The 26,649-nt window shown below is 49.5% G+C and carries 20 protein-coding genes and 1 pseudogene; 11 read left to right on the plus strand and 10 right to left on the minus strand.

Features of this window, described 5'->3' with window-relative positions:
* Window position 1: 1 nt before the first annotated feature.
* On the minus strand, window positions 2-1,084 hold the full coding sequence (gene psbA / locus AC1S5B_RS04100) for a photosystem II q(b) protein (RefSeq protein ID WP_482034432.1): 1,083 nt from the start codon (window positions 1,082-1,084) through the stop codon (window positions 2-4).
* Window positions 1,085-1,499: 415 nt separating this feature from the next.
* Here psbA and AC1S5B_RS04105 point away from each other — a divergent pair, with 415 nt between their 5' ends.
* The 4 genes from AC1S5B_RS04105 to AC1S5B_RS04120 all read left to right on the plus strand — a co-directional run bounded on the left by AC1S5B_RS04105 (window position 1,500) and on the right by AC1S5B_RS04120 (window position 7,706).
* Window positions 1,500-2,588: a potassium channel family protein gene (locus AC1S5B_RS04105; protein WP_482034433.1), complete on the plus strand. Its 1,089-nt coding sequence runs from the start codon at window positions 1,500-1,502 to the stop codon at window positions 2,586-2,588.
* Between the two features lie 293 nt (window positions 2,589-2,881).
* Complete coding sequence (locus AC1S5B_RS04110; RefSeq protein WP_482034434.1) at window positions 2,882-4,216, plus strand: sensor histidine kinase; 1,335 nt, start codon at window positions 2,882-2,884, stop codon at window positions 4,214-4,216.
* Between the two features lie 140 nt (window positions 4,217-4,356).
* Window positions 4,357-6,153, plus strand: a complete 1,797-nt coding sequence (gene typA, locus AC1S5B_RS04115) for a translational GTPase TypA (RefSeq protein WP_482034435.1) — start codon at window positions 4,357-4,359, stop codon at window positions 6,151-6,153.
* A 212-nt stretch (window positions 6,154-6,365) separates the two neighbouring features.
* Window positions 6,366-7,706, plus strand: a complete 1,341-nt coding sequence (locus tag AC1S5B_RS04120) for a PQQ-dependent sugar dehydrogenase (RefSeq protein ID WP_482036594.1) — start codon at window positions 6,366-6,368, stop codon at window positions 7,704-7,706.
* 99 nt (window positions 7,707-7,805) lie between these two features.
* Here AC1S5B_RS04120 and AC1S5B_RS04125 read toward each other — a convergent pair whose 3' ends face one another.
* From AC1S5B_RS04125 to AC1S5B_RS04135, 3 genes are all read right to left on the minus strand, one after another.
* On the minus strand, window positions 7,806-8,633 hold the full coding sequence (locus AC1S5B_RS04125) for a DUF928 domain-containing protein (protein WP_482034436.1): 828 nt from the start codon (window positions 8,631-8,633) through the stop codon (window positions 7,806-7,808).
* Window positions 8,634-8,668: 35 nt separating this feature from the next.
* A complete protein-coding gene (locus tag AC1S5B_RS04130) occupies window positions 8,669-11,080 on the minus strand; it encodes a CHASE2 domain-containing protein (protein WP_482034437.1) in 2,412 nt (803 codons plus the stop codon).
* 418 nt (window positions 11,081-11,498) lie between these two features.
* Window positions 11,499-12,932: a carotenoid oxygenase family protein gene (locus AC1S5B_RS04135; protein ID WP_482034438.1), complete on the minus strand. Its 1,434-nt coding sequence runs from the start codon at window positions 12,930-12,932 to the stop codon at window positions 11,499-11,501.
* A gap of 216 nt (window positions 12,933-13,148) precedes the next feature.
* On the opposite strand from AC1S5B_RS04135, the gene AC1S5B_RS04140 reads away from it, so the two are divergent.
* From AC1S5B_RS04140 to AC1S5B_RS04160, 5 genes are all read left to right on the plus strand, one after another.
* Window positions 13,149-13,691, plus strand: a complete 543-nt coding sequence (locus AC1S5B_RS04140) for a PadR family transcriptional regulator (protein WP_482034439.1) — start codon at window positions 13,149-13,151, stop codon at window positions 13,689-13,691.
* Between the two features lie 108 nt (window positions 13,692-13,799).
* On the plus strand, window positions 13,800-14,687 hold the full coding sequence (locus tag AC1S5B_RS04145) for a PhzF family phenazine biosynthesis protein (RefSeq protein WP_482034440.1): 888 nt from the start codon (window positions 13,800-13,802) through the stop codon (window positions 14,685-14,687).
* A gap of 10 nt (window positions 14,688-14,697) precedes the next feature.
* Window positions 14,698-15,552, plus strand: coding sequence for a M28 family peptidase (locus tag AC1S5B_RS04150; RefSeq protein WP_482034441.1), 855 nt, complete (start codon window positions 14,698-14,700; stop codon window positions 15,550-15,552).
* A gap of 64 nt (window positions 15,553-15,616) precedes the next feature.
* Complete coding sequence (locus AC1S5B_RS04155; protein ID WP_482034442.1) at window positions 15,617-17,182, plus strand: alpha-amylase; 1,566 nt, start codon at window positions 15,617-15,619, stop codon at window positions 17,180-17,182.
* 341 nt (window positions 17,183-17,523) lie between these two features.
* Window positions 17,524-17,895, plus strand: a complete 372-nt coding sequence (locus AC1S5B_RS04160; protein ID WP_482034443.1) for a hypothetical protein — start codon at window positions 17,524-17,526, stop codon at window positions 17,893-17,895.
* A 51-nt stretch (window positions 17,896-17,946) separates the two neighbouring features.
* Here AC1S5B_RS04160 and AC1S5B_RS04165 read toward each other — a convergent pair.
* Window positions 17,947-18,157, minus strand: a pseudogene (locus AC1S5B_RS04165) (IS1 family transposase); the annotation flags it as partial.
* Between the two features lie 258 nt (window positions 18,158-18,415).
* On the opposite strand from AC1S5B_RS04165, the gene AC1S5B_RS04170 reads away from it, so the two are divergent.
* Complete coding sequence (locus AC1S5B_RS04170; protein ID WP_482034444.1) at window positions 18,416-19,630, plus strand: M20 family metallopeptidase; 1,215 nt, start codon at window positions 18,416-18,418, stop codon at window positions 19,628-19,630.
* A 26-nt stretch (window positions 19,631-19,656) separates the two neighbouring features.
* Here the strand turns inward: AC1S5B_RS04170 and AC1S5B_RS04175 are convergent, their stop codons facing one another.
* The 5 genes from AC1S5B_RS04175 to eat all read right to left on the minus strand — a co-directional run bounded on the left by AC1S5B_RS04175 (window position 19,657) and on the right by eat (window position 25,668).
* Window positions 19,657-20,388 carry a gamma-glutamyl-gamma-aminobutyrate hydrolase family protein gene (locus AC1S5B_RS04175; RefSeq protein WP_482034445.1) on the minus strand — a complete coding sequence of 244 codons (732 nt, stop codon included), beginning with the start codon at window positions 20,386-20,388 and terminating at the stop codon, window positions 19,657-19,659.
* Window positions 20,372-21,145 (minus strand): glucose 1-dehydrogenase, encoded by a 774-nt coding sequence (locus AC1S5B_RS04180; RefSeq protein ID WP_482034446.1) that lies wholly within the window; start codon window positions 21,143-21,145, stop codon window positions 20,372-20,374. The genes AC1S5B_RS04175 and AC1S5B_RS04180 overlap by 17 nt, the downstream gene beginning before the upstream one ends.
* A 65-nt stretch (window positions 21,146-21,210) precedes the next feature.
* The gene (locus tag AC1S5B_RS04185) at window positions 21,211-22,599 is read right to left on the minus strand and encodes a glutamine synthetase family protein (RefSeq protein ID WP_482034447.1); all 1,389 of its coding nucleotides are present in this window, start codon (window positions 22,597-22,599) and stop codon (window positions 21,211-21,213) included.
* A gap of 109 nt (window positions 22,600-22,708) precedes the next feature.
* Entirely contained in the window at window positions 22,709-24,160 is a 1,452-nt protein-coding gene (locus AC1S5B_RS04190; RefSeq protein WP_482034448.1) for an aldehyde dehydrogenase family protein, read from the minus strand.
* Between the two features lie 29 nt (window positions 24,161-24,189).
* Window positions 24,190-25,668, minus strand: a complete 1,479-nt coding sequence (gene eat / locus AC1S5B_RS04195; RefSeq protein WP_482034449.1) for an ethanolamine permease — start codon at window positions 25,666-25,668, stop codon at window positions 24,190-24,192.
* Between the two features lie 216 nt (window positions 25,669-25,884).
* Between eat and AC1S5B_RS04200 the strand changes: the two genes are divergently transcribed.
* Window positions 25,885-26,646, plus strand: a complete 762-nt coding sequence (locus AC1S5B_RS04200; RefSeq protein ID WP_482034450.1) for a FadR/GntR family transcriptional regulator — start codon at window positions 25,885-25,887, stop codon at window positions 26,644-26,646.
* Window positions 26,647-26,649 lie beyond the last annotated feature (3 nt).

Consider the following 26,649-nt stretch of genomic DNA (forward strand, 5'->3'; position numbering starts at 1 on the left):
GCTAACCGTTGATTGCAGGAGCCTGCATTGCAACAGGATCCGAATCGCCAGAAGCCAAGTCTAGAGGAAAGTTATGAGCGTTGCGCTCGTGCATCACTTCCATACCTAGGTTGGCGCGGTTCAGCACATCTGCCCAAGTGTTAATCACGCGACCTTGAGAATCTAATACAGACTGGTTAAAGTTAAAACCATTCAGATTAAACGCCATGGTGCTGATGCCCATCGCAGTAAGCCAGATTCCCACCACTGGCCACGCACCCAAGAAAAAGTGTAAAGCGCGTGAGTTATTAAAACTGGCATATTGGAAAATCAACCGACCGAAATAGCCGTGTGCCGCAACGATATTGTAGGTTTCTTCTTCTTGTCCAAATCTGTAGCCGTAGTTTTGCGACTCAGATTCAGTGGTTTCGCGAACCAAAGAAGACGTAACCAAGGAGCCGTGCATGGCAGAAAAGAGCGCACCACCAAAAACACCCGCCACACCGAGCATGTGGAAGGGATGCATCAAAATGTTGTGTTCAGCTTGGAATACAAACATGAAGTTGAAGGTGCCAGAGATGCCAAGAGGCATTCCATCCGAGAAAGAACCTTGTCCGATGGGATAGATCAACAACACAGAAGTTGCAGCCGCTAGAGGAGCGCTGTAAGCAACGCAAATCCAAGGGCGCATTCCTAAACGGTAAGAGAGTTCCCATTGGCGACCCATGTAGCACGCAATGCCAATCAAGAAGTGGCAAACAATTAGCTCGTAGGGACCGCCATTGTATAGCCATTCATCCAAGGAAGCAGCTTCCCAGATGGGGTAAAAGTGCAAACCGATCGCGTTACTAGAAGGAACAACGGCACCAGAAATGATGTTGTTGCCAAACATTAAAGAACCTGCAACAGGCTCACGGATGCCATCAATATCAACTGGAGGTGCAGCGATGAATGCAATGATGAAGCAAATAGTGGCAGTTAGCAGAGTTGGAATCATCAATACGCCAAACCAGCCCACATAAATCCGGTTGTTAACGCTAGTAACCCACTCGCAAAACTGATCCCACGCATTGCCGCTTTCGCGTCTTTGAAGGGTTGTTGTCATGATTTAATAATTGCTAAATGAACAAATTGACCTAAAAAGGTCGGAATAAATGTTGGATTTTGCTGACCCATGTTCATCATATTGAAAACTATTTTTAGTGTTTAACAATATCGGTAAACTTTTATAAATTAGCCATCGAGAATTACTTTACAAAGCAATGAAGCCAAAACCTTCTCACGGAGGAGTTTTTCCACAAAAGCGCCTTAATGAAGGATAGTTTTATTACAATTGTTAGAGCTTTATTACACCTACTTTTCTGCTGCTATAGGGCTTATTTCTAGACAAAAAGACGCGAACAAAAGGAGTTTCAGACTTGTTGTAGAGAAAAGCTATTTGTTACGGTGTGTTAAAAGTGATATGAATCTATACAACTAAAAACAAGTTGTTACTTTGAAATTTTTGGATGGTTTTTCAGATGAGTACGGGAAAACTTTCCAATCCTCAAATTCGCGTTGAACAGCAGTTTCGCCGTATTCAACAGCAGTTGATCGGAGGCGCACTGTCGCTTGTAGGCGTGTTTTTGTTGGGCAGCAGTTGGTATCACTTGGTGGAAGGGTGGCGCTGGCTAGATGCTGCTTATATGACGGTAATCACGCTGGCAACAGTGGGTTTTCTGGAGGTCAATCCTTTAGGCGATCGCGGTCGTATTTTCACCATCGTTTTGATTCTTCTAGGCGTAATCAGTATCGGTTACATCGTCAATCGATTTACCGATGCCTTAATCCAGGGTTATTTTCAAGAAGGATTGCGACTGCGGCGACTGCAAAAACAAATGGAAAAACTATCTGATCACTATATTATTTGCGGCTTTGGGCGTATGGGGCAGCAGATTGCCGCAGAGTTTCAAGCAGAGGGCATCAACTTTGTGATTGCTGATTTTGGGCATGATCCAGTGGTGATGGCAGAGCAGTTGGGCTATACCGCAATTCAAGGCGATGCCACCTTGGATGAAACCTTAATACGATTGCAAATTGAACAGGCGACTTGTTTGATCGCCGCGTTGCCATCCGATGCAGAAAATCTCTATACCGTTCTCTCTGCTAAAACGCTGAATCCCACGGTGCGAGCGATCGCCCGTGCCAGCACTGAAGAAGCCTTGGTTAAACTCCAACGCGCCGGAGCCGATTCGGTTGTCTCGCCCTACATCACCGGCGGTAAGCGGATGGCATCGGCAGCACTGCGCCCCCAAGTGATGGATTTTGTAGATGGCATTCTTTCCGGTGGCGATCGCACCTTTTATATGGAAGAGTTTGAGCTAACCACCCCGAACAATCCCTATGTGGGGCAAACTCTCAGGGAAGCTAAGTTGCGATCGCAATCTGGAGCATTAGTCCTTGCCATCCGTCGCTTAGATGGCACCCCCATCGTTGGACCCAACGCCGACACTATTCTCATGCAAGGAGATCACCTCATCTGCATGGGCACTGCCGACCAAATTCGCCTGCTCAACCAAATTCTATTCCCCATGAAAACCGCTTTTCCTCGCCCACCTAAACAGAGTTGACATTTGGTGATGACAATTCTGATTCTTTAGGGCTACAAACCTAAGCCGAAGGCAATTGGAACGCCAACTCGATTGAGCGATTATTATCAAAGCCTTTATCGCAACTTCACTGTTTTGGATTGCGTAGAGATGTTACGTTTAGTGGAGAGATCACTGATCGATCTAATCATCTAGATTGATTATTTTGCGGTTAAGAAAGGATTATCAGTCTGCAAAAATATTGCAGCACAAATGTTGTATTGCATAATTTTTTCTTAAACTTTAACCTTTAGCTAGCAGTTCCTATCTTTGACATGGGTATCCTTGAACTTCAAAAAAAATCAGATAGTTTAGTTGAAATTAATTTGGATATACAATCTCAAATTCAAGATCTCTATCTCCATGATTGTTCGATGGAAATTGAGCAACTAGGGATTGATATTTCAAATATTTTTAAGGAGAAATCAATTCTCCCTGGCGTTATTTTAGTGAATAGTGGTGTTTTTTTTGGGATGCTTTCTCGGCGGCATTTCTTAGAGCTATTGAGCCGACCCTACGGTCCTGAATTATTTTTAAAGCGCTCAATTAAAACGTTATATGAATCCGCTCAACATAATGTGCTAGTGCTACCGGGAAATACTCACATTGCTGAGGCTATCCGTCAGGCGTTGTTAAGATCACCTGCATTGTTATATGAGCCGCTTGTAGTTCAAATTTCTGCCGACTCCTATTTCTTATTAGAGATCCATCATCTTTTATGGGCACATTCTAAGATTCACGAACTAACGATTAAGCTGCTCAATGAACAAACTGAAGCTAAGTTGATTCAAACTGAGAAAATGGCAAGTTTAGGAGAGATGGTAGCAGGGATAGCTCATGAACTGCTAAATCCTGTAAACTTCGTATGGGGAAATATTTCATACTTGCAGAATTACATCAATGATATTTTACAGATCCTTTCAGCTTACGAGAAAGAGTCTCCTCAGTTGATCCCAGCGATCGCAGAATTAAAAGAAGAAGTTGAGTTTGATTTTTTGATTCAAGATCTGCCTCAAATTGTTGCCAGTATTAAAATTGGTGCAGGACGGCTGAAGAAGATTATTTCGGCTTTAAAAAACTTTTCTCATGTAGATGAAGCCATTCAGCGACCAGCCGATATTCATGAGTGTTTAGATAACACTTTGCTAATCTTAGGTAGCCGTATTAAAAATTTTGCTGAAGTTATTAAAAACTATGGAGATTTGCCCCTAATCAATTGCTATGCAGGTCAATTAAGTCAGGTTTTTACAAACTTAATTGGAAACGCTGTAGATGCTCTATCTGAGCAGGCTAATTTTCCACCTAAACCGAATTGGAAACCTTGTATTGAAATCTCGACTAGTCTTTTAGAACGAGAGATTCTAGGCGATCGCAGAACACAGTGGGTAGCCATCATTATTCACGACAATGGTTCTGGCATTTCAGTCGAACTACAATCTCGCATTTTTGAAACCTTTTTCACCACAAAGCCCATTGGGAAAGGAACAGGGCTAGGTTTAGCAATTAGCCGCGAAATTGTTGTAGAGAAACATGCTGGATACCTTAACCTTGCCTCCGATTCAAGCAGCGGCACAACTTTTGAGGTGTTGTTACCAATGACAAGTATCTAGTTAATTCCGCTGATTGCTCCACGATCGCAAGTAACTAAGATAGAATTATTAAGGCTTCTTTACCAAGATTCACTTGAATTTGTTAAAAATTTTCTTAAGAAGCCACTCTTTAGACTTCTCACTCTTAGTGGAACGGTTTTATGACTCTGCCAATTCGCAATGTTGCCATCATTGCTCACGTTGACCATGGCAAAACAACCCTCGTTGATGCCCTACTGAGACAGTCGGGCACATTCCGAGAAGGCGAAGATGTGCCAATTTGCGTTATGGATTCCAATGATTTGGAGCGTGAGCGCGGCATTACAATTTTGTCGAAAAATACGGCTGTTCGCTACAAGGATACTCTGGTCAACATTGTTGACACTCCTGGACACGCAGACTTCGGCGGTGAAGTCGAGCGGGTACTGGGTATGGTGGACGGCTGCATCCTGATTGTGGATGCCAACGAAGGTCCCATGCCTCAGACTCGTTTTGTGCTGAAGAAAGCGTTGGAGAAGGGATTGCGCCCCATTGTTCTCATCAATAAAATTGACCGTCCTCAGGCTGATCCCCATGGAGCCGTGGATAAAGTGTTGGATTTATTTTTAGAATTGGGTGCAGATGATGCCCAATGTGAATTTCCCTACTTGTTTGCATCAGGTATGTCGGGTTTTGCGATCGACCATCTAGATGATGAACCCGTTGATATGAAGCCTCTATTTGAAGCGTTCTTGCGGCATGTTCCCCCTCCAGTCGGCGATCCCACGGCTCCGCTTCAGCTTCAAGTAACCACGCTGGACTATTCCGAATATGTGGGTCGGATTATCATCGGCAAAATTCACAATGGTGTGATCCGAATGGGACAGCAGGCGGCATTGGTGACCGAAACAGGCGCGATCGTCAAGTCTAAAATCAGCAAGCTGATGGGGTTTGATGGCTTGAAGCGGATCGATATTGAGGAAGCGTCTGCTGGAAATATTGTGGCGATCGCTGGGTTCGCGGATGCCAACATTGGTGAAACGGTCACCTGCCCCAATGAACCACAAGCTTTACCACTGATTAAAGTGGATGAACCGACGCTACAAATGTCCTTCTCTGTAAATGATTCACCCTTTGCAGGGCAAGAGGGTCAGTTCGTTACCTCTCGCCAAGTGCGCGATCGGTTAATGCGTGAACTTGAAACCAACGTAGCCCTGCGGGTCGAAGAAACTGATTCCCCTGATAAACTCCTGGTTTCGGGTCGGGGTGAACTTCATCTCGGCATTTTGATTGAAACCATGCGGCGAGAAGGCTATGAATTTCAGGTTTCTCAGCCACAAGTCATCTATCGGGAAGTCAACGGTCGCCCTTGCGAACCCTTTGAAACCCTAGTCCTAGATGTGCCCGATAGCGCCTCAGGAAGTTGCATCGAACGGTTGGGGCAACGCAAAGCCGAGATGCAAGACATGCAAGTGGGCGGCAATGGACGCACCCAACTAGAGTTTATTGTGCCTGCCCGTGGACTCATCGGTTTTCGGGGAGAATTCATGCGGTTAACCCGTGGTGATGGCATCATGAACCATAGCTTTTTGGATTATCGCCCCTTGGGTGGAGATATTGAGTCTCGCCGCAATGGAGTTTTAATTTCCTTTGACGAAGGGGTTGCTACGTTCTACGCTATGAAGAACGCAGAAGATCGCGGCATCTTCTTTATTGCGCCCGGTGTCAAAGTCTACAAAGGCATGATTGTGGGTGAAAATAATCGCTCTCAAGATTTGGAAATCAACATTTGCAAGACTAAACAGTTGACTAACCACCGAGCCTCAGGCGGAGAGGAATTAGTACAACTACAAGCTCCTATGGACATGAGTCTAGAACGGGCTTTGGAGTACATTGGACCTGACGAACTGCTGGAAATTACTCCAGAATCAATTCGACTACGAAAAATGTCGAAAGAGAAGCGGTTAGCAAAGCGTTAATCTGCTTATATTCCAATCCTTATTAAACGGATCTGCACTTAAATGCAAAAATAAATGCAAAAAAAAGGGGCTTAAGCCCCTTTTTTATACAAAATTTCTGAATTTTGAGTGATCTATCAAAATATACAGTCGGAACAATCCTTCCTCTGTGACATGTCAAGTTGAAAGCACATCCGTTAGCGTGAGATAGAGTTGCTATCCTATTGCCGCCTATGTACCGCTTGTCATTTCTGCTCATTCTAGGGTGTATTCTTAATGCCTGTCGCACGGCTGATACCTCTCGTGCTACGCTACCCGCTACAAGTTCAGTTCAAGTTGAAGCAAGCAGCCCAACTAAAGTCGCGCAAGCGTCTGAAGCAAGCCTGATTAGAACCCAAACGCTGCTGCCCACCCCCATCAAAATCACCCCTGAGAGTTTGCCTCAGCCCAATGCCAGCAATAGCGCCTCTAAATCTCCCAACGTTCTACCAATTCCAGCAAATCCAACGTTGCAGGTGCCGGCGGGTTTTGTGGTCAACGTGTTTGCGGAAGGACTCGATCGCCCTCGTTGGTTAGCGCTCACACCATCGGGCGATGTGTTGGTCACTGAAACTCGCCAAAACCAAATTCAATTGCTGCGGGATGCGAATCAAGACGGAGTTGCAGAGGTCAAAAAAACATTTGCCACCTCCCAGAATGGTCTAAATATTCCTTTTGGCATGGCATTCAGCAACGATGCTTTCTTTTTAGGCAACAGTGCTGAAGTTTTGCGATTTCCTTATACAAAAGGACAAGAGCAGTTGACAGGACGCGGCACGAAAATTACAGACTTGCCGGGAGGTGGTTACAACCAGCACTGGACGCGCAATGTGATCGTTTCGCCAGATCAAACGAAGCTGTATGTGTCGATCGGGTCGCAGTCCAACTTGAGCGAAGAACCCTTACCGCGTGCATCAGTGCAGGTGATGGGGCTAGATGGCTCAGATCGCAAAACGTTTGCATCGGGTTTGCGAAACCCTGTGGGCATGGCGTTTCATCCGACAACAGGCGCGTTGTATACCACCGTGAATGAGCGCGATACCTTGGGCGATGACTTGGTGCCCGATTACTTCACCCAAATTCAGGCAGGGCAGTTTTATGGGTGGCCCTATGCCTATTTAACTCGCGATCGCCTTGATCCGAATCACGTTCAAAATGGAAAAAGCGTTCGTCCCGATCTGGTTGCTAAAACACAAACACCCGACGTACTGTTTCAAGCACACTCGGCTGCTCTAGGGCTTCAGTTTTATAACGGTTCAACCTTCCCCACAAAATATCGCAATGGCGCTTTCGTTGCCTTTCGGGGTTCCTGGAACCGAGATCAGGGCACTGGCTACAAAGTTGTGTTCATTCCATTTAACAGCGCTGGCAGCCCTCAAGGTTACTATGAAGACTTTCTCACAGGGTTTCTAACCAATCCCTCCGGTCCCGATGTGTGGGGCAGACCCATGGGTTTGCTGACTCTCCCCGATGGCAGCTTGCTGCTCACTGAAGAAGCAAACGGACGAATTTATCGAATTCAGTATCAGGGATAGAATCAGGGGTCAGGGGTCAGGCAAATCCTAGCTCAAAAAAACCAAAATCTGAAACCCGAAACCCGAAACCTGAAACCCGAAACCTCTCTAGTCTCCTCGCTATCGAGCACTACAACAGTTAATAAGAGGCTGGGCTGAGAGTTTTTCTAAGCCGCCATTTTGTAATAAAGTCTGCCAATCAGTTTTGATTGCCGCGTTGTTGGGTTGGGTGAGTTGAGTTTCTGCCAGGATGTTTACTGCGTCATACCAAAACCCATTTTCTCCGTAGAGGGCAGCTTTTTGTTGCGGGGTTGCTTGTTTGAGGCGATCGCTCAGGGTTGGGGGTAAAACAGCGCGTTCTATCCAACCATCCACATAAACCGAGGCAGTCATAGAGTCGGTTTTACCGAGAGAAGTACTGGTTGAAGTGCAAGCAGAGTCTTTTCCTTTGGCATTTAAATACCAGTGATAGAGTTTGCCCGGTTGCAGAGAGACGTTTGTGGGTACCTGCACGCCAATCATTCCAACGGCTTGCGGTAAGGAGATAGCACTTCGATAGATATCAGTGTCCTGGTCATCTTGCAGAACAAACTCAATAGACTCAATGGAATCTGGTTTGTAGGGATTGTAAAACCAAATTTTGGGATGTTCGGCGGTGGTACGTGCCCAAACGTGGGTAGTCGCTTTTTCTTGATAAGCCGGAACTAGCGCACCCAGGGTATCTAACGCGGCATCTTTAGTAATCTTTGCCAGCATCAGGCAGCTATGGGAACGGGAAGCGGCTCCTCGGTTAGTGCCGGGTGCGCCTTTACTAGGAGGGCGAGGGGGCATATAACGTGCCATCATAAGGGGCTGATTCAAACTAGAAGGTTGGCTGGCATGGCTGAGGGGAACGCCAAGGGCGATCGCGCTTGAGACAGAGATCAATAAGTAAATCAGGAATTTCATGGGGGCTGCTCCTAAAGTTCAGTAGTGATTGGGGCTTATCGGATAATCCAACGGCGGCTGATGAATACAATACTGGTGCTGCTAACGGTAGCGATAGCCGTGGGCACCAGCGGCAGCCACCAGCCAAACTGAACCAATAAAGCGAGGCAGAGACCAAACAGGGTGGCGATCGCTAAACCACTCGCCAAACTGAGAACCGAAAATTGCCGCAGATACAGTGCCAGCAATCCACCTATCAGCGACCAGGCTCCAATCCACAAAGTTTCTGCCCAAAGTTCGCTAGTCCATAGCAACGAGCGACCCTCTAGCGCAGCACTCAGCAATTGGCTGACCATCTGAGCGTGAAGCATGACTCCCGGAATATCTTGTCTACCCTGCTCATGGCGGTAGGGCGTGGTGAAGTAATCCTGAAAAGTGGCTGTGCGGGCAGTCGTGCCAATTAATACAATCCGATCTTTAAAGCTTTCCGGTGGCAGAGTTCCTGATAACGCGGCTCCTAAACTGATGCGATCCGCCACATCTGCCAAGGAGCTAAACGAACTGCCATTTTCGGGTGAGCGATAGTTCAGCAAAATTTGGTGTCCGCGCCCATCGAGATTGAAATAGCCGCCCGTGGGAAATCCAATCGGGCGAATTAAAGCTTTCCCCAGTTTCCAGGTGCCGTCTGGCTGAAACTCTAGGTTGATATTCTGCTGTGCCAGATAATGCAGTGCCAGTTGAGTACTGAAGGCGTAAGGAGCAGGACAGCCCTGGGTGCCATCCATGGAGAGTAGGTGACGACGGACAATGCCATCTTGATCGGTGAGTACATTGCTGAAGCCTAATCGAGCGATCGCCTGCTCAGTGGGGATTTCGGGCGGCGGAGCAACATCGGGTCTGTTGGAGTTGGGATCGGCGGCAAAGCATACGGCAACCAGGCGATCGCTGTTTTTCATCCGCTCTGCCAGTTGCGGAAACTCCTTGCCCACAGGATCACGATAGAGGTCTAACCCAATCACCCTAGGCTGAAGTGGCTCCAGCTTGGCTAACAATTGCTCCAGCGATCGCGAGGACAGCGACACCTCAGCAGGCTTACTGGGATCTTGCTTTGCCTGCGCTTGGATGTCTTTTTCCGTCACCTCCACCACCAAAATCCGCGCATCCCGTGGCTCCTTGGGGCGCATCTGCAATCCTTTATCCAACGCTTTTAGCTCCAATGGCTGCAATAAACCTGCCAGTCGTGCCCCTGTGACTAAGCCGGTGATCAAGAAGCTGCTGACCAATAGCCAAGGGAGCGATCGCCAGGAAAGGGGAAAGTTTTGAGTTTTGAGTTTTGCAGGTTCCCTATTCCCTCCTGCCGCTCGCCGCTCGCCGTTCGCCGCTCGCCCTCCCTTCAACTGTTGCCAGGTAGGCGGAATTTCGGCGGGATGCTGGCAAATCACTGGAAGCCAAGTAGCGCAGGGAAATTCTCCTTCTAAGCCTTGGAGCCGCGATCTCGCAGATCGGACTGCCAGATACAGCGGTTCTCCTTGGGCGTAAGCAGCGAGAAAGTACTTTAAAAACTCCTGGGCAACGCGATCGGGTACGGGTTCACGCATGACAATCAGTTGCGGAATTTGCAGATAGGCGAGTTCTCGCGCTAGACCCAGCCCATCGCAGGAGTTGAAAATTGCTAGCTTTAAGCCCCGCTCCATCGCTTTTCTCAGACCATGTTTTAGTTGGCTAATGGTCAAAGTTTCAGTTTGATTCAGATGAATCAGTCCTGAGTTGTCTTCACTCTGGCTAGTGCTATGTCCAGCAAAAAACAAAATTTCCCAAGATTGCTCCCACAGGCGATCGCTCAAATCCTGTCGGGCTGGCTCCACCAAAAACGTCACCTTGGCATCGGTTAGCTGCTCCAAAATGGCGCGATCTTTTTGAATGTCGATGTTTTGGCTGTTTCCCAAAATCGCCAAAATGCGAACGTGTGGACTCAAGGTCGGCGGTCGAGTCGAACGTTTACTAAACTCCAGCGGGCTAAGGGCAATTTCAGTCTGGGGATAGCGTTCCATCAAATCCCACAGGTGCCAAGGCAAGCGGCGCAGTTGGGCATCATCAGTTTGCACCACCAGCCGAATGATTTCGCTTGGATCAAGTTGTTCCAGCCACTTTTCGCGAACCTGTCGAAACGATCGCGCCTCTAGCCAGCCATTCAGGCGATCGCGTAATTGATCAGCCGCCGTTTCACAATCCGCGATCGTGGCAATGGGCGCGGCAATTTTCGGCAAACCAATCGGACGACCCGACAGATCTAATCGACGATAAATTTGCTGCCATTGGGCATAACAAACTGGAATTTCTGGGGCTGGAGGAAATTCACCAGTAATTTCGATCGCAGGCGGGCTACCTTCCTCCCCAATCTGAAGCGTCACAGGAAACCCCCGATCAAAGTCACCTTTTCCCAACTTCAAAACGACCAGCTTGCCCACTGCAACCGCTCCTACAACCGATCTGCGAAACTCTGTTTCTAAGCATCCGCTACTTGGCTATTACGACAAAATGCTTCTGTTTATGCAAGTCTATCCATGTATTGCAAGTATGCCAGTCATCCCTTTCATTTCCTACCTGCCCTTTTCCTACCTGCCCTTTTCCTACCTGCCCTTTTCCTACCTGCCCTACTTAGTTACATTGGATCTCTTGCATGAATCCAAAAATATCCCACCCTGCGGGAAGCAAGCTTGTATCTTGAAGCTAATCGAGTAAAACGGGACAAGCACTTATGTAAACAACCACAGTCTCACAAGTATTCACATCAAGCGCCAACCAGACCCACGGCTTGTTCCGCTTTTATAAATGACTTAAGACTGCTATAGCTGTTTGTGGTTGGTTATCACTATTGCTGATCCCTCAGGATGCCGATTTCCAGGTGCCGTGGAAGCCAATCGGCACGATCGCAGGCAGTGCTAATCGACACACGGGTTGATCATCTAGACGGGCTGCATCAAAAATCCATACTTCACTGGTGTTCATAGCACCGTCATACACAACCGTTAAAATCCAGCCCTGCCCAGAATTTTGAGCATCCGGCGCATAAATGGGTTCCATGGGATATCGCTGATTGCCTAAGTTTGCCTCAGTTAAGGTGCCCGTTTGGTGATCAAAGCAGGCGATCGCGTCATAGACTTCACTTCGCACCTCGGTTGTTTGACGATGAATCGAGAAATAGGTGTAGCGCGATGGCTGTCCCACCTCTTGGGGTTGACTCACCGGAAATTCACAGCTTCGGTCTAACACTTGCTGGTTTTCAAGCACCTTGCCTGTTGCAGGATCAAGTCGTAAGTGCCAGAAGGTTGCTACGGCAGCAGTTTGAACCGAACCCGTGGAGATTTCCTTTAAGCGCTGATTGGTTTGGAAATCTTTGTAGCGACAAATTTCAATGGTGATGGAACCATCAGGAAGTTCGTAACCATTGCCAAAGTGCCACTGATACCAGGGTTCTGTAGTCGTTCTGCTGACGACTTCTAGCGTTTCTTGATCCACCACCAGGATTTCGGTGCCTTTATCAGGCTGCCACAGAAGCGCATCGCTATAGCTTTTGATCCGGGCAATCAGTGGCAAAACATTGAGGCGGACGGGAGGAATGCAGAAGACCAGATATTTTCCAGCGATCGCGAAATCATGAATCATCGGTAGCCCACTCAGCGGAATCGCATTTTGTCGCTGAATCTTGCCGCTGGCATCACTGCGATAAACATTTAAGAAACTTTTTGCGCCCGTGCTGACCCCAAAGTTGAAAATCGCTCCTGTTTTTGGATCACGTTTGGGATGAGCCGAGTAAGGGTGCTGTTCTAAGCCGCCCAAATCATCCAGACCAATGGTTTCCAGAGTATCCAACGTCAGCGCATGGGGTTCTCCGCCTTCCCACAGTGCCAGCAGTTTATCGGGCAGTGCCAGCACAGAAGTATTTGCTGCATTTTTCACCTCTTTATTAAACCGCTGCCAGAGTGGACCCGATGGCACTGTGCCATAGCTAGCCAGGATGAGTCGTCCCGCCTTTTCTTCGAGTTGATACCCAGCGGTTTGCACATAGCGATACACTCCAGTTGCTCCGGCATCAGTAAAGTGAACGCCCAAAATGCCGCCATCTCCATCAAACCAGTGCCCCATGCGTTGACCGCCGCGTTCTAGTGTGGCGGGACCATTGCGGTACAGGGACCCCCGTAGCCCAATGGGAATGGCACCGGATAGAACGGTCAGAGACGTGGGAGCAAATTCTTGAGCAGGTTGAAGAACAACAGGTGCCCAAGCGGGAGTTTGAACGGGTCGAAGGGTGGTTGTCATGGTGAAGGCTCCTAAGTTAAGGGAAGAAAGAGTTTAAAGAGCAGGGCAGCTATCAGTGAGTATGGGCGATCGCGCTTGATAGATTGATTCAAGTCAGCGTAACCAATGGCGTTACAGCCCGTACAATATGCAATTAGTTGCTTTACCTGATCTGATAATATGCGATAACTTGCATATGTCAATAGTTGCATATCATTTTGTGATTGGCTAAAAACGATGGCACTGCCTCATGCAATTCTCGCGCTTTTACTGGACTGTCCCTTCACCGGGTATGACCTGACTAAAACCTTCGCTGGCTCCATTGGCAGCTTTTGGAAGGCGACGCACCAACAAATTTATCGAGAACTTGCCAAGCTAGAAGAACAAGCCTGGGTTACGGTTGAAACCATTCCCCAAGCAGGTCGTCCGGATAGAAAGCTGTATAGCATTACCGATTTGGGGCGGCAGGCGTTTGTGGCATGGGCAAACCAACCCTGTGATGTGAGCGCTGTGAAAGAAGAGATTTTGGTGAAAGTGTTTGCTGGAGCGATCGTGGGTGTGGAACCCATTTGTCAGGAAATTCAGCGCCATCGTCAACTTCATGCCGAAACCTTGGCAAATTACCGCCAAATTGAACAGCAGTTTTTTGCCGAACGCGATCGCCCGTCTAAAGACCAAATCTTTCCCTATCTCACCCTGCGGCGTGGCATCCGCTATGAAATTGACTGGATTGAATGGTGTGACGAAGCGCTGGGGTGTTTGAGGAAAGGCGAGGGGTAAGGGGCAAGAGGTGAGGGGCGAACTCCAAACTCCGAACTCAAAACTCAAAACTTAAAATTCAAAACTCAAAATTCAAAACTTAAAATTCAAAACTCAAAACTTAAAATTATGCCCAACCAGCCTTTTTACAGTGTGGATGTGTTTGCAGAAACGAAGTATGCCGGGAATCAATTGGCGGTTTTTCTGCCTGCGGGCGATCGCTCCACGGCAGAAATGCAACAGATCGCGCAGGAGATTAACTTTTCGGAAACGACGTTTATCATGTCGTTGCAGCCAGAAGCGGGGGGCTATCCGGTGCGAATTTTTACGCCTGTGCAGGAGTTGCCGTTTGCGGGGCATCCAACTCTGGGAACCGCGTTTGTTTTGCAGCAAAAAGTGATTCAACAAGCGATGGACACGGTGATTTTGAATCTAGCAGTGGGGCAAATTCCGGTGCGGATTCTCTATGAAAATGGCTTGCCGGATGTGCTGTGGATGAAACAAAATCCGCCTATTTTTGGTGAAAAGATTGCGCCGGACGCGATCGCGCCAGTTCTCGGTCTAGACATCAGCGACATCGATCTCCGCTTCCCGATTCAAGAAGTGTCAACGGGCGTTCCATTCATTATCGTGCCGCTCAAAACGTTGGAGGCATTGCAGCGGATTCAGGTTAACCGCGATCGCCTGCTTGCCTTGCTTGATCCACTCGAAGCCAAGATGATTTTTTGCTTTTGTCCAGAGGTTCGTGATCCGGCTAATCACTTCAGCGCCCGGATGTTTGCCCACGCTCTCGGCATTCCCGAAGATCCGGCAACAGGCAGCGCCAATGGCTGTTTTGCCGGATATCTCGCGCAGTATGAATATTTAGGAACGCCAATCGTTACGGCACGAGTGGAGCAAGGCTACGAAATGGGCAGACCCTCCTTAATTTTGCTCCAGGCAGCAAAAATAGAGGCTAGGATTGAGGTATCCGTAGGCGGCAGAGTGATTTTGGTTGCCCAGGGTGAATTTGTTTAAGGGCGAGTGTATGGTGGACAGGAATGATTTGCAAGATCGGCTGCGATCGCACTTGCTAGAAATTGTGCGAGAGCGTGATCCATACCTGGCAACGGCTGGGCATTTTTATGTACAGCAGTATATTCACGACCAGCTTCAGCAATGGGGCACCGTGGAAAACCACACCTTCAGCCATCGCGGACTGACCCACACCAATCTCGTTTTGAATCTGCCAGCGCAGCCAAAATTCGCCCATCAGCCGCCGATGATCCTGGGTGCCCACTACGACGCAGTGCCCGGAACCGTCGGGGCAGATGATAACGCCACGGGAGTTGCTGCTCTACTAGAACTGGCGCGCTTATTTTCTGCCAAGCCTGCTCGCTATCCGGTGCGCCTGATTGCCTTTGATTTGGAAGAATATGGCATGGTCGGCAGCAGTCAATATGCGGCAGAGATGCATCAGCAAGACCAACCCTTGCGGCTGATGTTGTCTCTAGAGATGCTAGGGTATTGCAGCAACGAACCTAATTCTCAAACCTATCCGCCCGGTTTGAAGCAGTTTTATCCCGATCGCGGCGATTTTATCGCGCTGATTGGCAACGCATCTACTATTCCCGATTTGATCCATCTACACCGCGCCATCTGTACTGTGGGAACTCCGGCTCAATGGCTTCCCGCAGGCGTGGCAGGGCAATTCATTCCCTCGACACGACTCAGTGATCATTCTCCCTTCTGGGATTGTGGCTACCGAGCGATTATGGTCACGGATACGGCATTTATGCGAAATCCTCACTATCATCAGCCCAGCGATCGCCTGGAAACATTGGATTTCGAGTTTCTTACAGGCGTTTGCTGGGGACTATTTCAAGGACTACAAATCCTGTAAGGCACAATTGAGAAACGGATAAATCGTTTTTTTAGCTCTAACCTCACCTATTCAAGGCAACCGCATGACAGAAATCAATGGTGTGATAATGCAGTACTTCCAGGCGCATAGTTCCAACGATGGAACCCACTGGGATACCCTGAAAAATCAGGTCAAAGATCTGGCAGATGCGGGGTTTACGGCACTTTGGCTGCCGCCCGCCCATAAGGGCAGCGAGGGGATTCAGGATATGGGCTACACTGCCTATGATTTGTTTGACTTGGGTGAGTTTGATCAAAAAGGCACTGTTCGCACTAAGTACGGCACTCGTGAGCAATACTTAGAAGCAATCCAATCAGCCCAACAGTATGGACTACAGGTATATGCGGATGCCGTTCTGAGTCATAAAACGGGGGGAGATGGAGCAGAAGTGGCAGAAGCGATCGCTGGGCGAGTGGACGATCAATGGGCTTTGCGCGAAGCAATTCCTGTCGGAATGACACCTAGCCAAACGATTCAAATTCTTAGCCAGTTTAACTTTCCAGGTCGGAACGGCAAATATTCCGACATGACCTGGCACAAACGACATTTTGATTGTGTGCATCACAATCTAGACAAACTGGGCGATTCCCAGAGGGATTCTCCTACCCTGCGGGAAACAAGAGCTACGGAGACGCTTCACGAACGTTTCACGAATCGCACCTTTTATCGGCTCAAAGATAAGGAATTTGAAACAGAGGTTGATCCGCGTTATCAATTGGAAGTTTTTTCAACATCCTGCGCGATCGACACCACCCATCCTAAAGTGCAAGTAGCCTTGAAGCACTGGGGCGAATGGGTTTTAGACACTACAGGCGTGAATGGATTTCGGCTAGACGCGATCGCTCACATTCGGGCTGCGTTCTGTTTGGAATGGCTCGCCCATATCCGCCGCTTTGCCAACCGTGAAGTGTTTGCCGTGGGAGACTACTGGGCGGATGATGTGGAATCGCTCCATGAATTTATTCATCAAACTGACGGGCAGCTTTCCCTATTTGATGTACCGCTACACTACAACTTTCACCGCGCCAGCCGTGCAAGCGGCAATTTTGATATGCGTCGCATTTTGAACGGTAGCTTAATGCGAGAGCAGCCCAGTTTGGCAGTCACCTTTGTAGAAAGCCACACCTCCCAACCCTTGCAACTACAGGAATCAGTGGTGGAACCCTGGTTTAAGCCTCTCGCCTATGCGTTGATCTTGCTACGCCGAGAAGGCTATCCCTGCGTGTTTTATGCCGATTACTACGGAGCGCACTATCACGACAAAGGGCAAGACGGCAAAGAACACGAGGTTTGGCTCAATTCCCATCGCTGGCTGATTGACAAGTTTCTCTACGCCCGTCACCATTTTGCTTACGGTGCCCAATATGACTATTTTGATCATCCCGATTGCATTGGCTGGACGCGCTTATGCAACCACGACTCTAAAGCAATGGCAGTGATCATGAGCGATGGTGCGGGGGGCAGCAAGTGGATGGAAGTGTGTCGATCCAATGCAGTTTTTCATGACATTACGGAGCATGTGGCTGAACCCGTCCGCACCAATGAACATGGCTGGGGCGATTTTTGCTGTAATGGCGGCTCAGTATCCGTTTGGGTGGAAAGAACATGATAGGATGCGGGGCAATAGTGGCGTGGTGGCTAAAATATTTGGCTAAATATTTTTGAAATCTAGAGTAGTTCAATAGCTACCTAATCTCCAGTCATGGCGATCGCGGACAGTGCCGCTTACCAAGAATGGGCAGGGTTAAAAGATATTCTTCAATCGATGGTGGACTTACTCTAAATCGCTCTGTCTGAAACTGTTAATATATAGTACGGACATCTGCAAGAACACAACAGCTTGCATATGCCTCTAAAGCGTCAAGAATCAGCCCATAAAGAGTTTGAGATCTAAGATCGCACCTATTTTTTCTAGCTAATCCTGTTGGATTGAAATTTATTGTCAAACATATGATGAAATACCTATCTGTTTTATTTGGTTTTACAGGGGCGATCGCAATGGCTGTTACGGCTACCGCTCAGGAAACCTATCCCACAACCCCATCTCAGGGACGCTCCATTGATTTTTTAACCCCTGAACCAATTTCTATCAAGCAGCCAAGTTCTGCTACCCCAAGTAAACCCTTGACTCAAACTAATAAGCTGAATGATGTAGTGAATTCAATTCAACCTAGGGTGAGGAAATCACCCCTAACTGGAATTGGGCTACCTGACAATCTGATTCGTACTCCGACTCAGCATTCTAGAGACGAAGATCCGCTTGGCTTTTTTCAGGTTTCTCCACCGGCTCCCAGTTTGGGCGTTAACTTGAGAGCAAATTAACAAAATATGGTTTTATCCGAGCGATTTAAGACTTGGGTAGTGCTAGACAAGTCAGGATTCATTGTGGTGGTGAACAAAGTACCAGATTGCCCCAATATGATTCTCTAAACTTCTGGGAAAGCGATCGCGTTTTCCTGAGCAAATGACACACCCGTTGGCGTAAGGTGCAACTAAATCGCTCAACATAACTGGTTTTGCCACTATCCTTGCCCACACTTTGATGCCGCTTGCTGGGGAACACCTCGGTGTAAGCTGACCCGAATCGGCGTAGGAGACTTGCAAAACTGGGATGCACCCTACATCCACGATCCGCATCACGGTTGATTGACTTCGGAGGTTTCTTTAAGACCGAATCAATTCGGTACGCGCTCATCTCCCCCCGGTTGAAACGCGGGATCTTTATGCATTGAGCTGGTAAAGAGATTTTGGCGATCGCGGTTGAGCCAAAGCATAACTCGTTACTCTATAGAAAGAGGCATCCGCAGCACCTACTTTTCATATATAAAAAAATTGTTTAGCCATGGTTTCTACTCCGTTAACTCCGCTCTCCATCAATACGTCCCGCATTCGTGTCGCCATTCAAACACTCCAACCCCAAATTGTAGAGTGGCGACGACGACTGCATCAAAAGCCAGAGTTGGGTTTCCAGGAATTTTTGACAGCGGAGTTCGTCGCACAAAAGCTGCAAGAATGGGGCATTGAACACGAAACCGGGATTGCCAAAACGGGAATTGTCGCAACGATTCACGGCACCCGTCCGGGAAAAGTGTTTGCCATTCGAGCCGATATGGATGCATTGCCGATTCAGGAACTCAATGCGGTGCCTTATAAATCGCAGCATGACGGCGTAATGCACGCCTGCGGTCATGATGGGCACACGGCGATCGCCTTAGGCACCGCCTATTACCTGTCGCACCATCGAGACGACTTTGCAGGCACGGTAAAAATTATCTTTCAACCCGCCGAAGAAGGCTTAGGTGGTGCGGAACCGATGGTGGAAGCAGGAGTGCTGAAAAATCCGGATGTGGATGCCATTATCGGATTGCATCTGTGGAACCAATTGCCCTTGGGTACGGTCGGGGTTCGCACTGGAGCGCTAATGGCGGCGGTGGAATGCTTTGACTGTGTAATTCAGGGCAAGGGCGGACATGGTGCCATTCCACAACAGACGATTGATTCTGTGGTGGTCGGGTCGCAGGTCGTGAATGCCCTGCAAGCGATCGTGGCACGTAATGTCAACCCGATCGATTCAGCCGTGGTGACCGTGGGCGAATTTCATGCAGGCACGGCGCATAACGTGATTGCCGACAGTGCCAAAATGGGCGGGACTGTGCGCTATTTTAATCCGCTCTACAAAGGCTATTTTAGTAAGCGAATGGAGCAGGTCATTAAGGGCGTGTGTGAGAGTCAGGGTGCTACTTACGACCTACATTACTGGGAACTATATCCCCCGGTGATCAATGATGGCGCGATCGCGGATCTCGTGCGCTCTGTTGCCGAGGATGTAGTGGAATCGGCGATCGGCGTGGTGCCCGAATGTCAAACCATGGGCGGCGAAGATATGTCTTTCTTCTTACAAGAAGTTCCTGGCTGTTACTTCTTCTTGGGTTCCGCCAACGCCGCCAAAGGACTCGCCTATCCCCACCATCACCCCCGCTTCGACTTTGACGAAACTGCTCTCAGCATGGGCGTAGAAATCTTCGTTCGCTGCGTCGAAAAGTTTTGCTCAGTCTAAATGGATCAAAACTCAGAACTCAGAACTCAAAACTTTGCGATCGCTGCTCCACTGGCTGCAATCAACGCCTGAAAAAGCCGCTGATGGGCTAAGTCTTCGGGCGAGAGTTCTGGATGCCACTGCACCCCGATCGCCCAAGGATGATGTAGACAGGCGATCGCTTCCGGTAATCCGTCAGCAGCGTTTGCCATACAGCACCACCCGTCGGGCACGGTTTTGATGGCTTGATGATGCCAGGACATGACATCGATCTGAGTTTCTTGCATGATTGTAGCTAGGCGACTGTTGATATCAATCTGCACGGGATGATGAATCGGGCGACGGGGATTATCGAGGCGATGGGCGATCGCGTCTCCGTATACCTCTGGCACATGGGGAACCAGCATCGCCCCACTTGCCACACTCAACATCTGCATTCCTCGACAAATTCCCAGGATGGGCACCTGACTCGCTAAAGCAGCTTGGGCTAAGGCGAATTCAAACCCATCCCGTTCGGCATCGACTAGATAAATTGTTGGATGATCGACTCCGCCATACAGCGCCGGATCGATATCGCCACCACCCGTGAGAATTAGCCCATCAATTTTTTCTAGAATTCGATCTACCGATGCTCGATGAGGCGGCAGCAAAATGGGAATGCCACCCGCAAGCTGCACGGCATCCAGATAAGCGCCAGGGAGAGACACTTCACCCGCTTCATTGCGGCTATAGGTGGTGATGCCGATGATGGGGGCGATCGCACTATTCTGGGGTAACATAGGCAGCCGTAATCCCTCCATCGACTAAGAATGTAGAGCCATTCACAAAAGCAGATTCATCGCTGGCAAGAAAAAGTGCCGCTTGAGCGATCTCGTGGGCTTGAGCAAACCGTCCAGGCGGAATATGAACCAATCGTCGCTGCCGTCGCGCTGGGTCTGCTAGTAACTCGTCGAGCAACGGCGTTTGCACCGGACCAGGACAGAGGGCATTGGCACGGATGTTTTGACGGGCAAATTCCACAGCAATTTCGCGGGTGAGGGATAATACGCCGCCTTTGCTAGCGGTGTAGGCAATTTGGGGCGTGGCTGCACCCATAACCGCGACAAAGGATGCCGTGTTGATAACGGAGCCACCCCCCGATCGCAGCAGGGCGGGAATGCCATACTTACAGCCCAAAAACACCCCTTTAAGGTTGACATTCATCGTCAAATCCCAAATGTCTTCATCGGTGTCCAAGACCGAGCCATCCCTGGCATGAAAGATTCCGGCGTTGTTGAACAACACATTGAGTTGTCCATAAGTGGTTTCTGCCGCCTCGATCATAGCCTTCACGTCGGCAGTTTTAGACACATCGGCTTTGACAAAAATTGCCTCGCCTCCCTGCGCCTGAATTTGCTGCACGGTGTCGGTTCCAGCAGTTTCATTCAGGTCGCAAACCACGACTTTTGCCCCTTCTTTGGCATAGAGTAGCGCCGATTCGCGCCCAATGCCACTGGCGGCTCCGGTAATTAGGGCGACTTTATTCTGTAAACGCATGATCATTGTCTCTTCAATAGTTGATATCTCGAAATAGGTGCGTTGAGCGAAGTCGAAACGCCTTTCTAAGCTCGCTCAAAGTAGCGCGATCGCTCCCAACTCGTCACCACTTCATCAAACTTGCGCTGCTCCGTCCGAAAAAAGTGCAAAAAGTGATTTACCACGTCGTCACCCAACACCTCTCTCGCCCAAGTGCTTTTCTCCAATTCAGCGATTGATTCATTCAGGCTAGAAGGAGCCTGGGGCAGATTCTGCGCCGCATAGACATCCCCTTCAAACATCGCGGGCGGTTCAATTTGGTTGCGAATGCCATCTAGCCCCGCTGCCAGAGCAACCGCAAACGCCAAGTAGGGATTGGCATCCGCACCAGGAGCACGACATTCTAGCCGCAGAGCGTCACCATGCCCCAGCACCCGGAAGCCAGCAGTACGGTTGTCATAAGACCAGGCAATGCTCGTGGGGGCAAAGGAACCCGCCACATAGCGCTTATAGGAACTGGGATAGGGTGCGAAAAAAGCAAAGATTTCGCGGATATGTGCCATCCAGCCGCCCAAAAACCAGCGGAACTGCGGCGAACTATGAACGGCTCCAAACGGTTCTTCGCCCGGAAAAATGGCTTTCCCAACGCTATCCCACAAGCTGGCGTGGATATGCATACTGGAGCCAGCATAGCGTTCATCCCATTTCGCCATGAAAGTGACTGCAACATTGTTTTGCCATGCAATTTCTTTTGCCAAATGTTTGTACAACACATGGCGATCGCACATTTCCAAAAAATTGGTGTAGCGCAGGTTAATTTCCTGCTGCCCTGGTCCCCATTCGCCCTTAGAAAACTCAACTGGAATGCCGGAGCGATCGAGATGTTTACGAATCGCCCCAATCACAAATTCTTCTTTTGTACCCTGAAAGATGTGGTAATCCTCGATGTAGTGACCAATGGGCTGTAAGTCGTGATAGTTTTTACGACGCGCCTCTTCATAGGAATCAGAGAAAACATAGAGTTCCAATTCGGAGGCACCCATGGCGGTATAGCCCAATGCTTGCGCCGCTTCCACTTGTTTTCGCAAAATATTGCGCGGAGCCATGCTCACGGGAATATCTTCCTCTTCATTCAGCACATCGCAGAGGACGATCGCGGTCTTCTCTAGCCAGGAAGCGCGTCGCAGTGTGGTCAAGTCAGGAATCAACCGAAAATCGCCGTAGCCGCTTGCCCAACTGGTGAACTGATAGCCCGGTACAGGGTCCATTTCCATGTCACACGCCAGTAGATAATCGCAGGCATGAACCCCAGCAGATAGGACATCGTGGATGAAATAATCGCCCGTAATCCGCTTACCGATCAGCCGTCCATACAGATCGGGAAACACCGTCAGCACGGTTTCAATTTCTTCCGTTTCGACCAGTTGCTTAAGGGTTTCGACAGTCAGCATCCCGCGAACCTTGGGTTGTGTCATAGGGGTTAGTTTGTGGTAGTTGGGTTTGTGGTGATGAAAGTCCCTCTCCCGCTCTAGGAGAGGGATTTAGGGTGAGGGCGATCAGGAAAGTTGTACATCGCGTGAAGAACTATTCCGCAATAAAAATGCTTTTGAATTCGCTGTAGTGGTCTAACACTGCCATGCCTAGCTCTCGTCCTAAGCCGCTGCGTTTGACTCCGCCAAAGGGGGCTTCCAAGTGGACGCTGTGCCCCGTGTTGATGGATAAAACGCCTGTTTCGATCGCCCGTGCCACTCGCAATGCCCGACCAATATCCCGCGTCCAGATGGAACCGGATAAGCCATAGAGACTATCGTTGGCGATCGCGATCGCCTCTGCTTCCGTATCAAAGGGCATGACACAGACTACCGGACCAAAAATCTCTTCTTGGGCAATCCGCATAGTGGGCTGAACATCCGCAAAAATAGCCGGGACTAAATAGGCTCCTTGGGCGAGATGAGGAGCCGTAGGAATTGTGCCGCCCCAGACCAATGTGGCACCCTCCGCTTTGCCAATAGAGATATAGTCAGCGACGCGATCGCGATGGGCAGCGGAAATCAGGCAACCAATTTCCGTCGATTCTTCCAGAGGCAAGCCAATTTTGAGGGATTGGAACTGTTGGGTGAGTTGGGTCAAAAACTGGTCATAGATCGGACGCTCCACTAAAATCCGCGATCGGGCGCAGCAATCTTGTCCCGCATTGCCGAGGACGCTCCACATGGATTTCGGCACTGCCAAGTCTAAATCGGCATCGGCGAAAATCAGGTTGGCAGACTTGCCGCCCAACTCCAGCGTCACACGCTTGATATCTTCCGCTGCCAGTTTCATCACCTGAACGCCCACCTCCGTGGAACCCGTGAAAGAAATTTTTCGCACTAAAGGATGACGCACTAAGGCATCGCCAGCGATCGCACCGCTACCCGTCACCACATTCAACACGCCCGGCGGAATTCCCGCTTCCAACGCCAGTTCACCCAACCGCAACGCCGTTAACGGAGTTTGAGAGGCAGGCTTGAGGACGATCGTGTTGCCCATTGCCAAGGCTGGAGCCAGTTTCCACGCCGCGATCGCGATCGGAAAGTTCCAGGGTGCAATTAGCCCGCACACCCCAATCGGTTCACGAAACGTCAGGCTGGTGCCCGCTGCCGCCACCGGAATTGTCTGTCCGCCGACTTTATTGATCGCGCCCGCGTAGTATTCAAAGCAATCCGCCGCCAAATTCACTTCATCGCGGGCATCTCGAATTGGTTTACCTGCATTGCGGCTTTCCAGTCGTGCCAGGGGTTCCAAGTTGACCCGAATTAAATCGGCGAGACGCAACAATAGACGAGTGCGATCGCGGGAGTTGACCTTGCGCCAGGGAGTCCGCGCCCGATCAGCAGACTGCACCGCCATATCCACATCAGCGGCATCCCCCGCCGAGATCGCTGCCCACACCTCCCCCGTTGCCGGATCAGTCAGATCAAACTGCTTGCCGGACACAGACGGACAGCGATCGCCCCCAATCAGTAAATGCTCCGTGATTGGCACCATTAAGCCCATAAAAACCAACCCTGTAACATCACGCTAAACTACTTGGACAGAACATCAGGCTGCTCAATTTCTTGCAGGGCGCGGGTTAACAACGCATTTTCTTCCTCCGGCGCTCTGGCAACCAGCTTATGCCGCGAATATAAGAAGAAATACACCACCATCACACCGACAAAGAGTGCCACCCCCCAGACTCCCGGACGGTATCCTGGATCAGCAAAACATGCCAGCAGCGCAATCAACGACAACACTGCACCCACTATCGCCCCTGTAATGCCTAGGGGACTTTGATAGGGGCGCGGCAAATCGGGACGGTTCAGCTTTAACTGGATGTAGCTCAACATATTCAAAAAGTAGGAAATCACCGCCGCAAACACCGCCATATTCAGCAATGCTGCCCCCACTTCTTTACCTGCAAACTGAATGGTTGCCGCGCAAGCAAGCCCAATCACTCCACCCGCAATTAACGCAAGGGCAGGTGTATTGAATCGCCCGGTAAGCGAGAGCCAACGGGGAATATAACCAGCGCGGGATAGGGAAAACAACACCCGTCCATAGCCATAAATAATGGTGTGAAAACTGGCAATCAAACCGCTAATCGCAATCAAAATCAGTGCATCGGTGAAAATGCCTGCACCAAACACCGTCCGCAAGCCATCTGCCAAGGGTGCGCCCGATTTGCCAATGCCCTCGGCTCCAGGGGCAACGCCAGAGTTGAGAAACAACACCAAAAACGCCAAAATCAACAACGTGAAAATCCCCCAGATCAAGGCTTTTGGCACATCGCGACCGGAATCATGGGCTTCTTCCGCCGCGAGGGGCAGTTGCTCAATGCCCAGAAAAAACCAAATGGCATAGGGCAAGGCGGCAAAAATCCCAGCAGTCCCTTTGGGCAACGTGGCAGTTTGTCCCGGATCGGGAGGAATGTTGGTGAGTAGGGCTGGATCAAACTTGCCGATCGCACCTGCATAAAAAATCACTAAAACACTGGCTGCCATCACCGTAATAAACAGTCCTAACTTTAAGGTGAGTTCAACACCAATAATGTTAATCCCCACAAAAAACACATAAAATAACACCCACCACACGGGGATTGGCACTCCTTTGAGTGGCTCCAATGTATTCAAGTAAGCACCAATGAAATATACGATTACAGCAGGTGTTAGCACAAACTCAATCGCATCAGTAATACCATTCACAAACCCGCCAAAGGGTCCAAACGCATTGCGAGTAAAGGAATACGATCCCCCCGCATGGGGCAATGCCGAAGACATTTCAGCGATGCTAAAGACCATGCAGACATACATGATTGCCATGAACACGGTGGCGATCGCCAACCCCCAAAAACCACCCGCCGCCAATCCCAAATTCCAGCCCGAAAACTCTCCCGAAATAACCGCACCGACTCCCAACGCCCATAACAAAATCCAACCCGCACTCCGCCGCAGTTGCCGCCGCTCCAGGTAAGCGTCATCAACATCCTCATAAGCAACGCCACGCGGCTTTTGATCCTTTGCCATCTGCTACCCTCCATGATGCGTGTATATCAATAACGTGGGACGCGATCGCCCCTACACTGCTAAAGTTTGAATCTTAAAGATTTAAGGTCTAATATTAAACCTTAAATCCTAGAATAATGTGGCTCACTATACTTTTTAAAGATTTAGGTCAACGTTCCACTAGAAAATCAGTTGAGCTTGTTTGACTCCAAACTATTTTTTCTCCAAACCATCCCCATGCCCCCCCCAAAAGCCCCCGATTCCTATTCTTTAGAGATCTTGAATGCAGCAGAAACGATCATTCAACGGGCTAAGACCAGTGTGAACGCCTATGAAGTGACCGTTGAGCGACTGAGTGCGGCGATAAAAATGGGGCTGTATCGCCCCGGTGAGCAACTGCCCACGGAAAGAGAACTCGCAGAAATTATGGGAGTCAGCCGAACGACTGTGCGAGAGGCGATTCGGGTCTTGGCAGCCCAAGGATTTTTGAGCGTCAAACGAGGACGCACGGGCGGCACATTTGTCTCTGACACCCTAACGCTGCCGAGCGTGGGTGAACTGAAGCAAAAGCTATTGCAGGTGGGGTTTACCCTAGGCGAGATTCTAGATTATCGATTAGTGGTAGAGCCAGGAGTTGCAGAACTCGCCGCCCAACGGGCAAATAGCCAGCAAATCACTGAGCTTCAAGCGTTAGTCAATCAGATGCGGCAAGCCGCAGGACAGTTTGGAGAACATCGACACCTAGATGCTAAATTTCATCTGTTGATTGCCAGGGCAACCCAATCGCAGCGGTTGACTGCCACGGTTGCAGGCATTCACGCCGAACTCTCTGATCTGCTGGCAATTATTCCCCATAGTCCCGCTGCCTGCCGCAGTTCTACTGCCCAACATCAACAGATTCTAGAGGCGATCCGTGATCAACAAGGCGACTTAGCCAGACGACTAATGACCGATCACATTGATCGCACCAAACGATTGCTAAACGGATTGCTAGGCTAAGGC

Source organism: Leptolyngbya sp. CALU 1928, from assembly GCF_056784215.1.

Excerpts from the sequence above, each read along its gene's own strand:
- psbA (WP_482034432.1), bottom strand. The coding sequence starts at position 1,084 with ATGACAACAACCCTTCAAAGACGCGAAAGCGGCAATGCGTGGGATCAG.
- AC1S5B_RS04105 (WP_482034433.1), top strand. The coding sequence starts at position 1,500 with ATGAGTACGGGAAAACTTTCCAATCCTCAAATTCGCGTTGAACAGCAG.
- AC1S5B_RS04110 (WP_482034434.1), top strand. The coding sequence starts at position 2,882 with ATGGGTATCCTTGAACTTCAAAAAAAATCAGATAGTTTAGTTGAAATT.
- typA (WP_482034435.1), top strand. The coding sequence starts at position 4,357 with ATGACTCTGCCAATTCGCAATGTTGCCATCATTGCTCACGTTGACCAT.
- AC1S5B_RS04120 (WP_482036594.1), top strand. The coding sequence starts at position 6,366 with ATGTACCGCTTGTCATTTCTGCTCATTCTAGGGTGTATTCTTAATGCC.
- AC1S5B_RS04125 (WP_482034436.1), bottom strand. The coding sequence starts at position 8,633 with ATGAAATTCCTGATTTACTTATTGATCTCTGTCTCAAGCGCGATCGCC.
- AC1S5B_RS04135 (WP_482034438.1), bottom strand. The coding sequence starts at position 12,932 with ATGACAACCACCCTTCGACCCGTTCAAACTCCCGCTTGGGCACCTGTT.
- AC1S5B_RS04140 (WP_482034439.1), top strand. The coding sequence starts at position 13,149 with ATGGCACTGCCTCATGCAATTCTCGCGCTTTTACTGGACTGTCCCTTC.
- AC1S5B_RS04145 (WP_482034440.1), top strand. The coding sequence starts at position 13,800 with ATGCCCAACCAGCCTTTTTACAGTGTGGATGTGTTTGCAGAAACGAAG.
- AC1S5B_RS04150 (WP_482034441.1), top strand. The coding sequence starts at position 14,698 with ATGGTGGACAGGAATGATTTGCAAGATCGGCTGCGATCGCACTTGCTA.
- AC1S5B_RS04155 (WP_482034442.1), top strand. The coding sequence starts at position 15,617 with ATGACAGAAATCAATGGTGTGATAATGCAGTACTTCCAGGCGCATAGT.
- AC1S5B_RS04160 (WP_482034443.1), top strand. The coding sequence starts at position 17,524 with ATGATGAAATACCTATCTGTTTTATTTGGTTTTACAGGGGCGATCGCA.
- AC1S5B_RS04170 (WP_482034444.1), top strand. The coding sequence starts at position 18,416 with ATGGTTTCTACTCCGTTAACTCCGCTCTCCATCAATACGTCCCGCATT.
- AC1S5B_RS04175 (WP_482034445.1), bottom strand. The coding sequence starts at position 20,388 with ATGTTACCCCAGAATAGTGCGATCGCCCCCATCATCGGCATCACCACC.
- AC1S5B_RS04180 (WP_482034446.1), bottom strand. The coding sequence starts at position 21,145 with ATGCGTTTACAGAATAAAGTCGCCCTAATTACCGGAGCCGCCAGTGGC.
- AC1S5B_RS04185 (WP_482034447.1), bottom strand. The coding sequence starts at position 22,599 with ATGACACAACCCAAGGTTCGCGGGATGCTGACTGTCGAAACCCTTAAG.
- AC1S5B_RS04190 (WP_482034448.1), bottom strand. The coding sequence starts at position 24,160 with ATGGGCTTAATGGTGCCAATCACGGAGCATTTACTGATTGGGGGCGAT.
- eat (WP_482034449.1), bottom strand. The coding sequence starts at position 25,668 with ATGGCAAAGGATCAAAAGCCGCGTGGCGTTGCTTATGAGGATGTTGAT.
- AC1S5B_RS04200 (WP_482034450.1), top strand. The coding sequence starts at position 25,885 with ATGCCCCCCCCAAAAGCCCCCGATTCCTATTCTTTAGAGATCTTGAAT.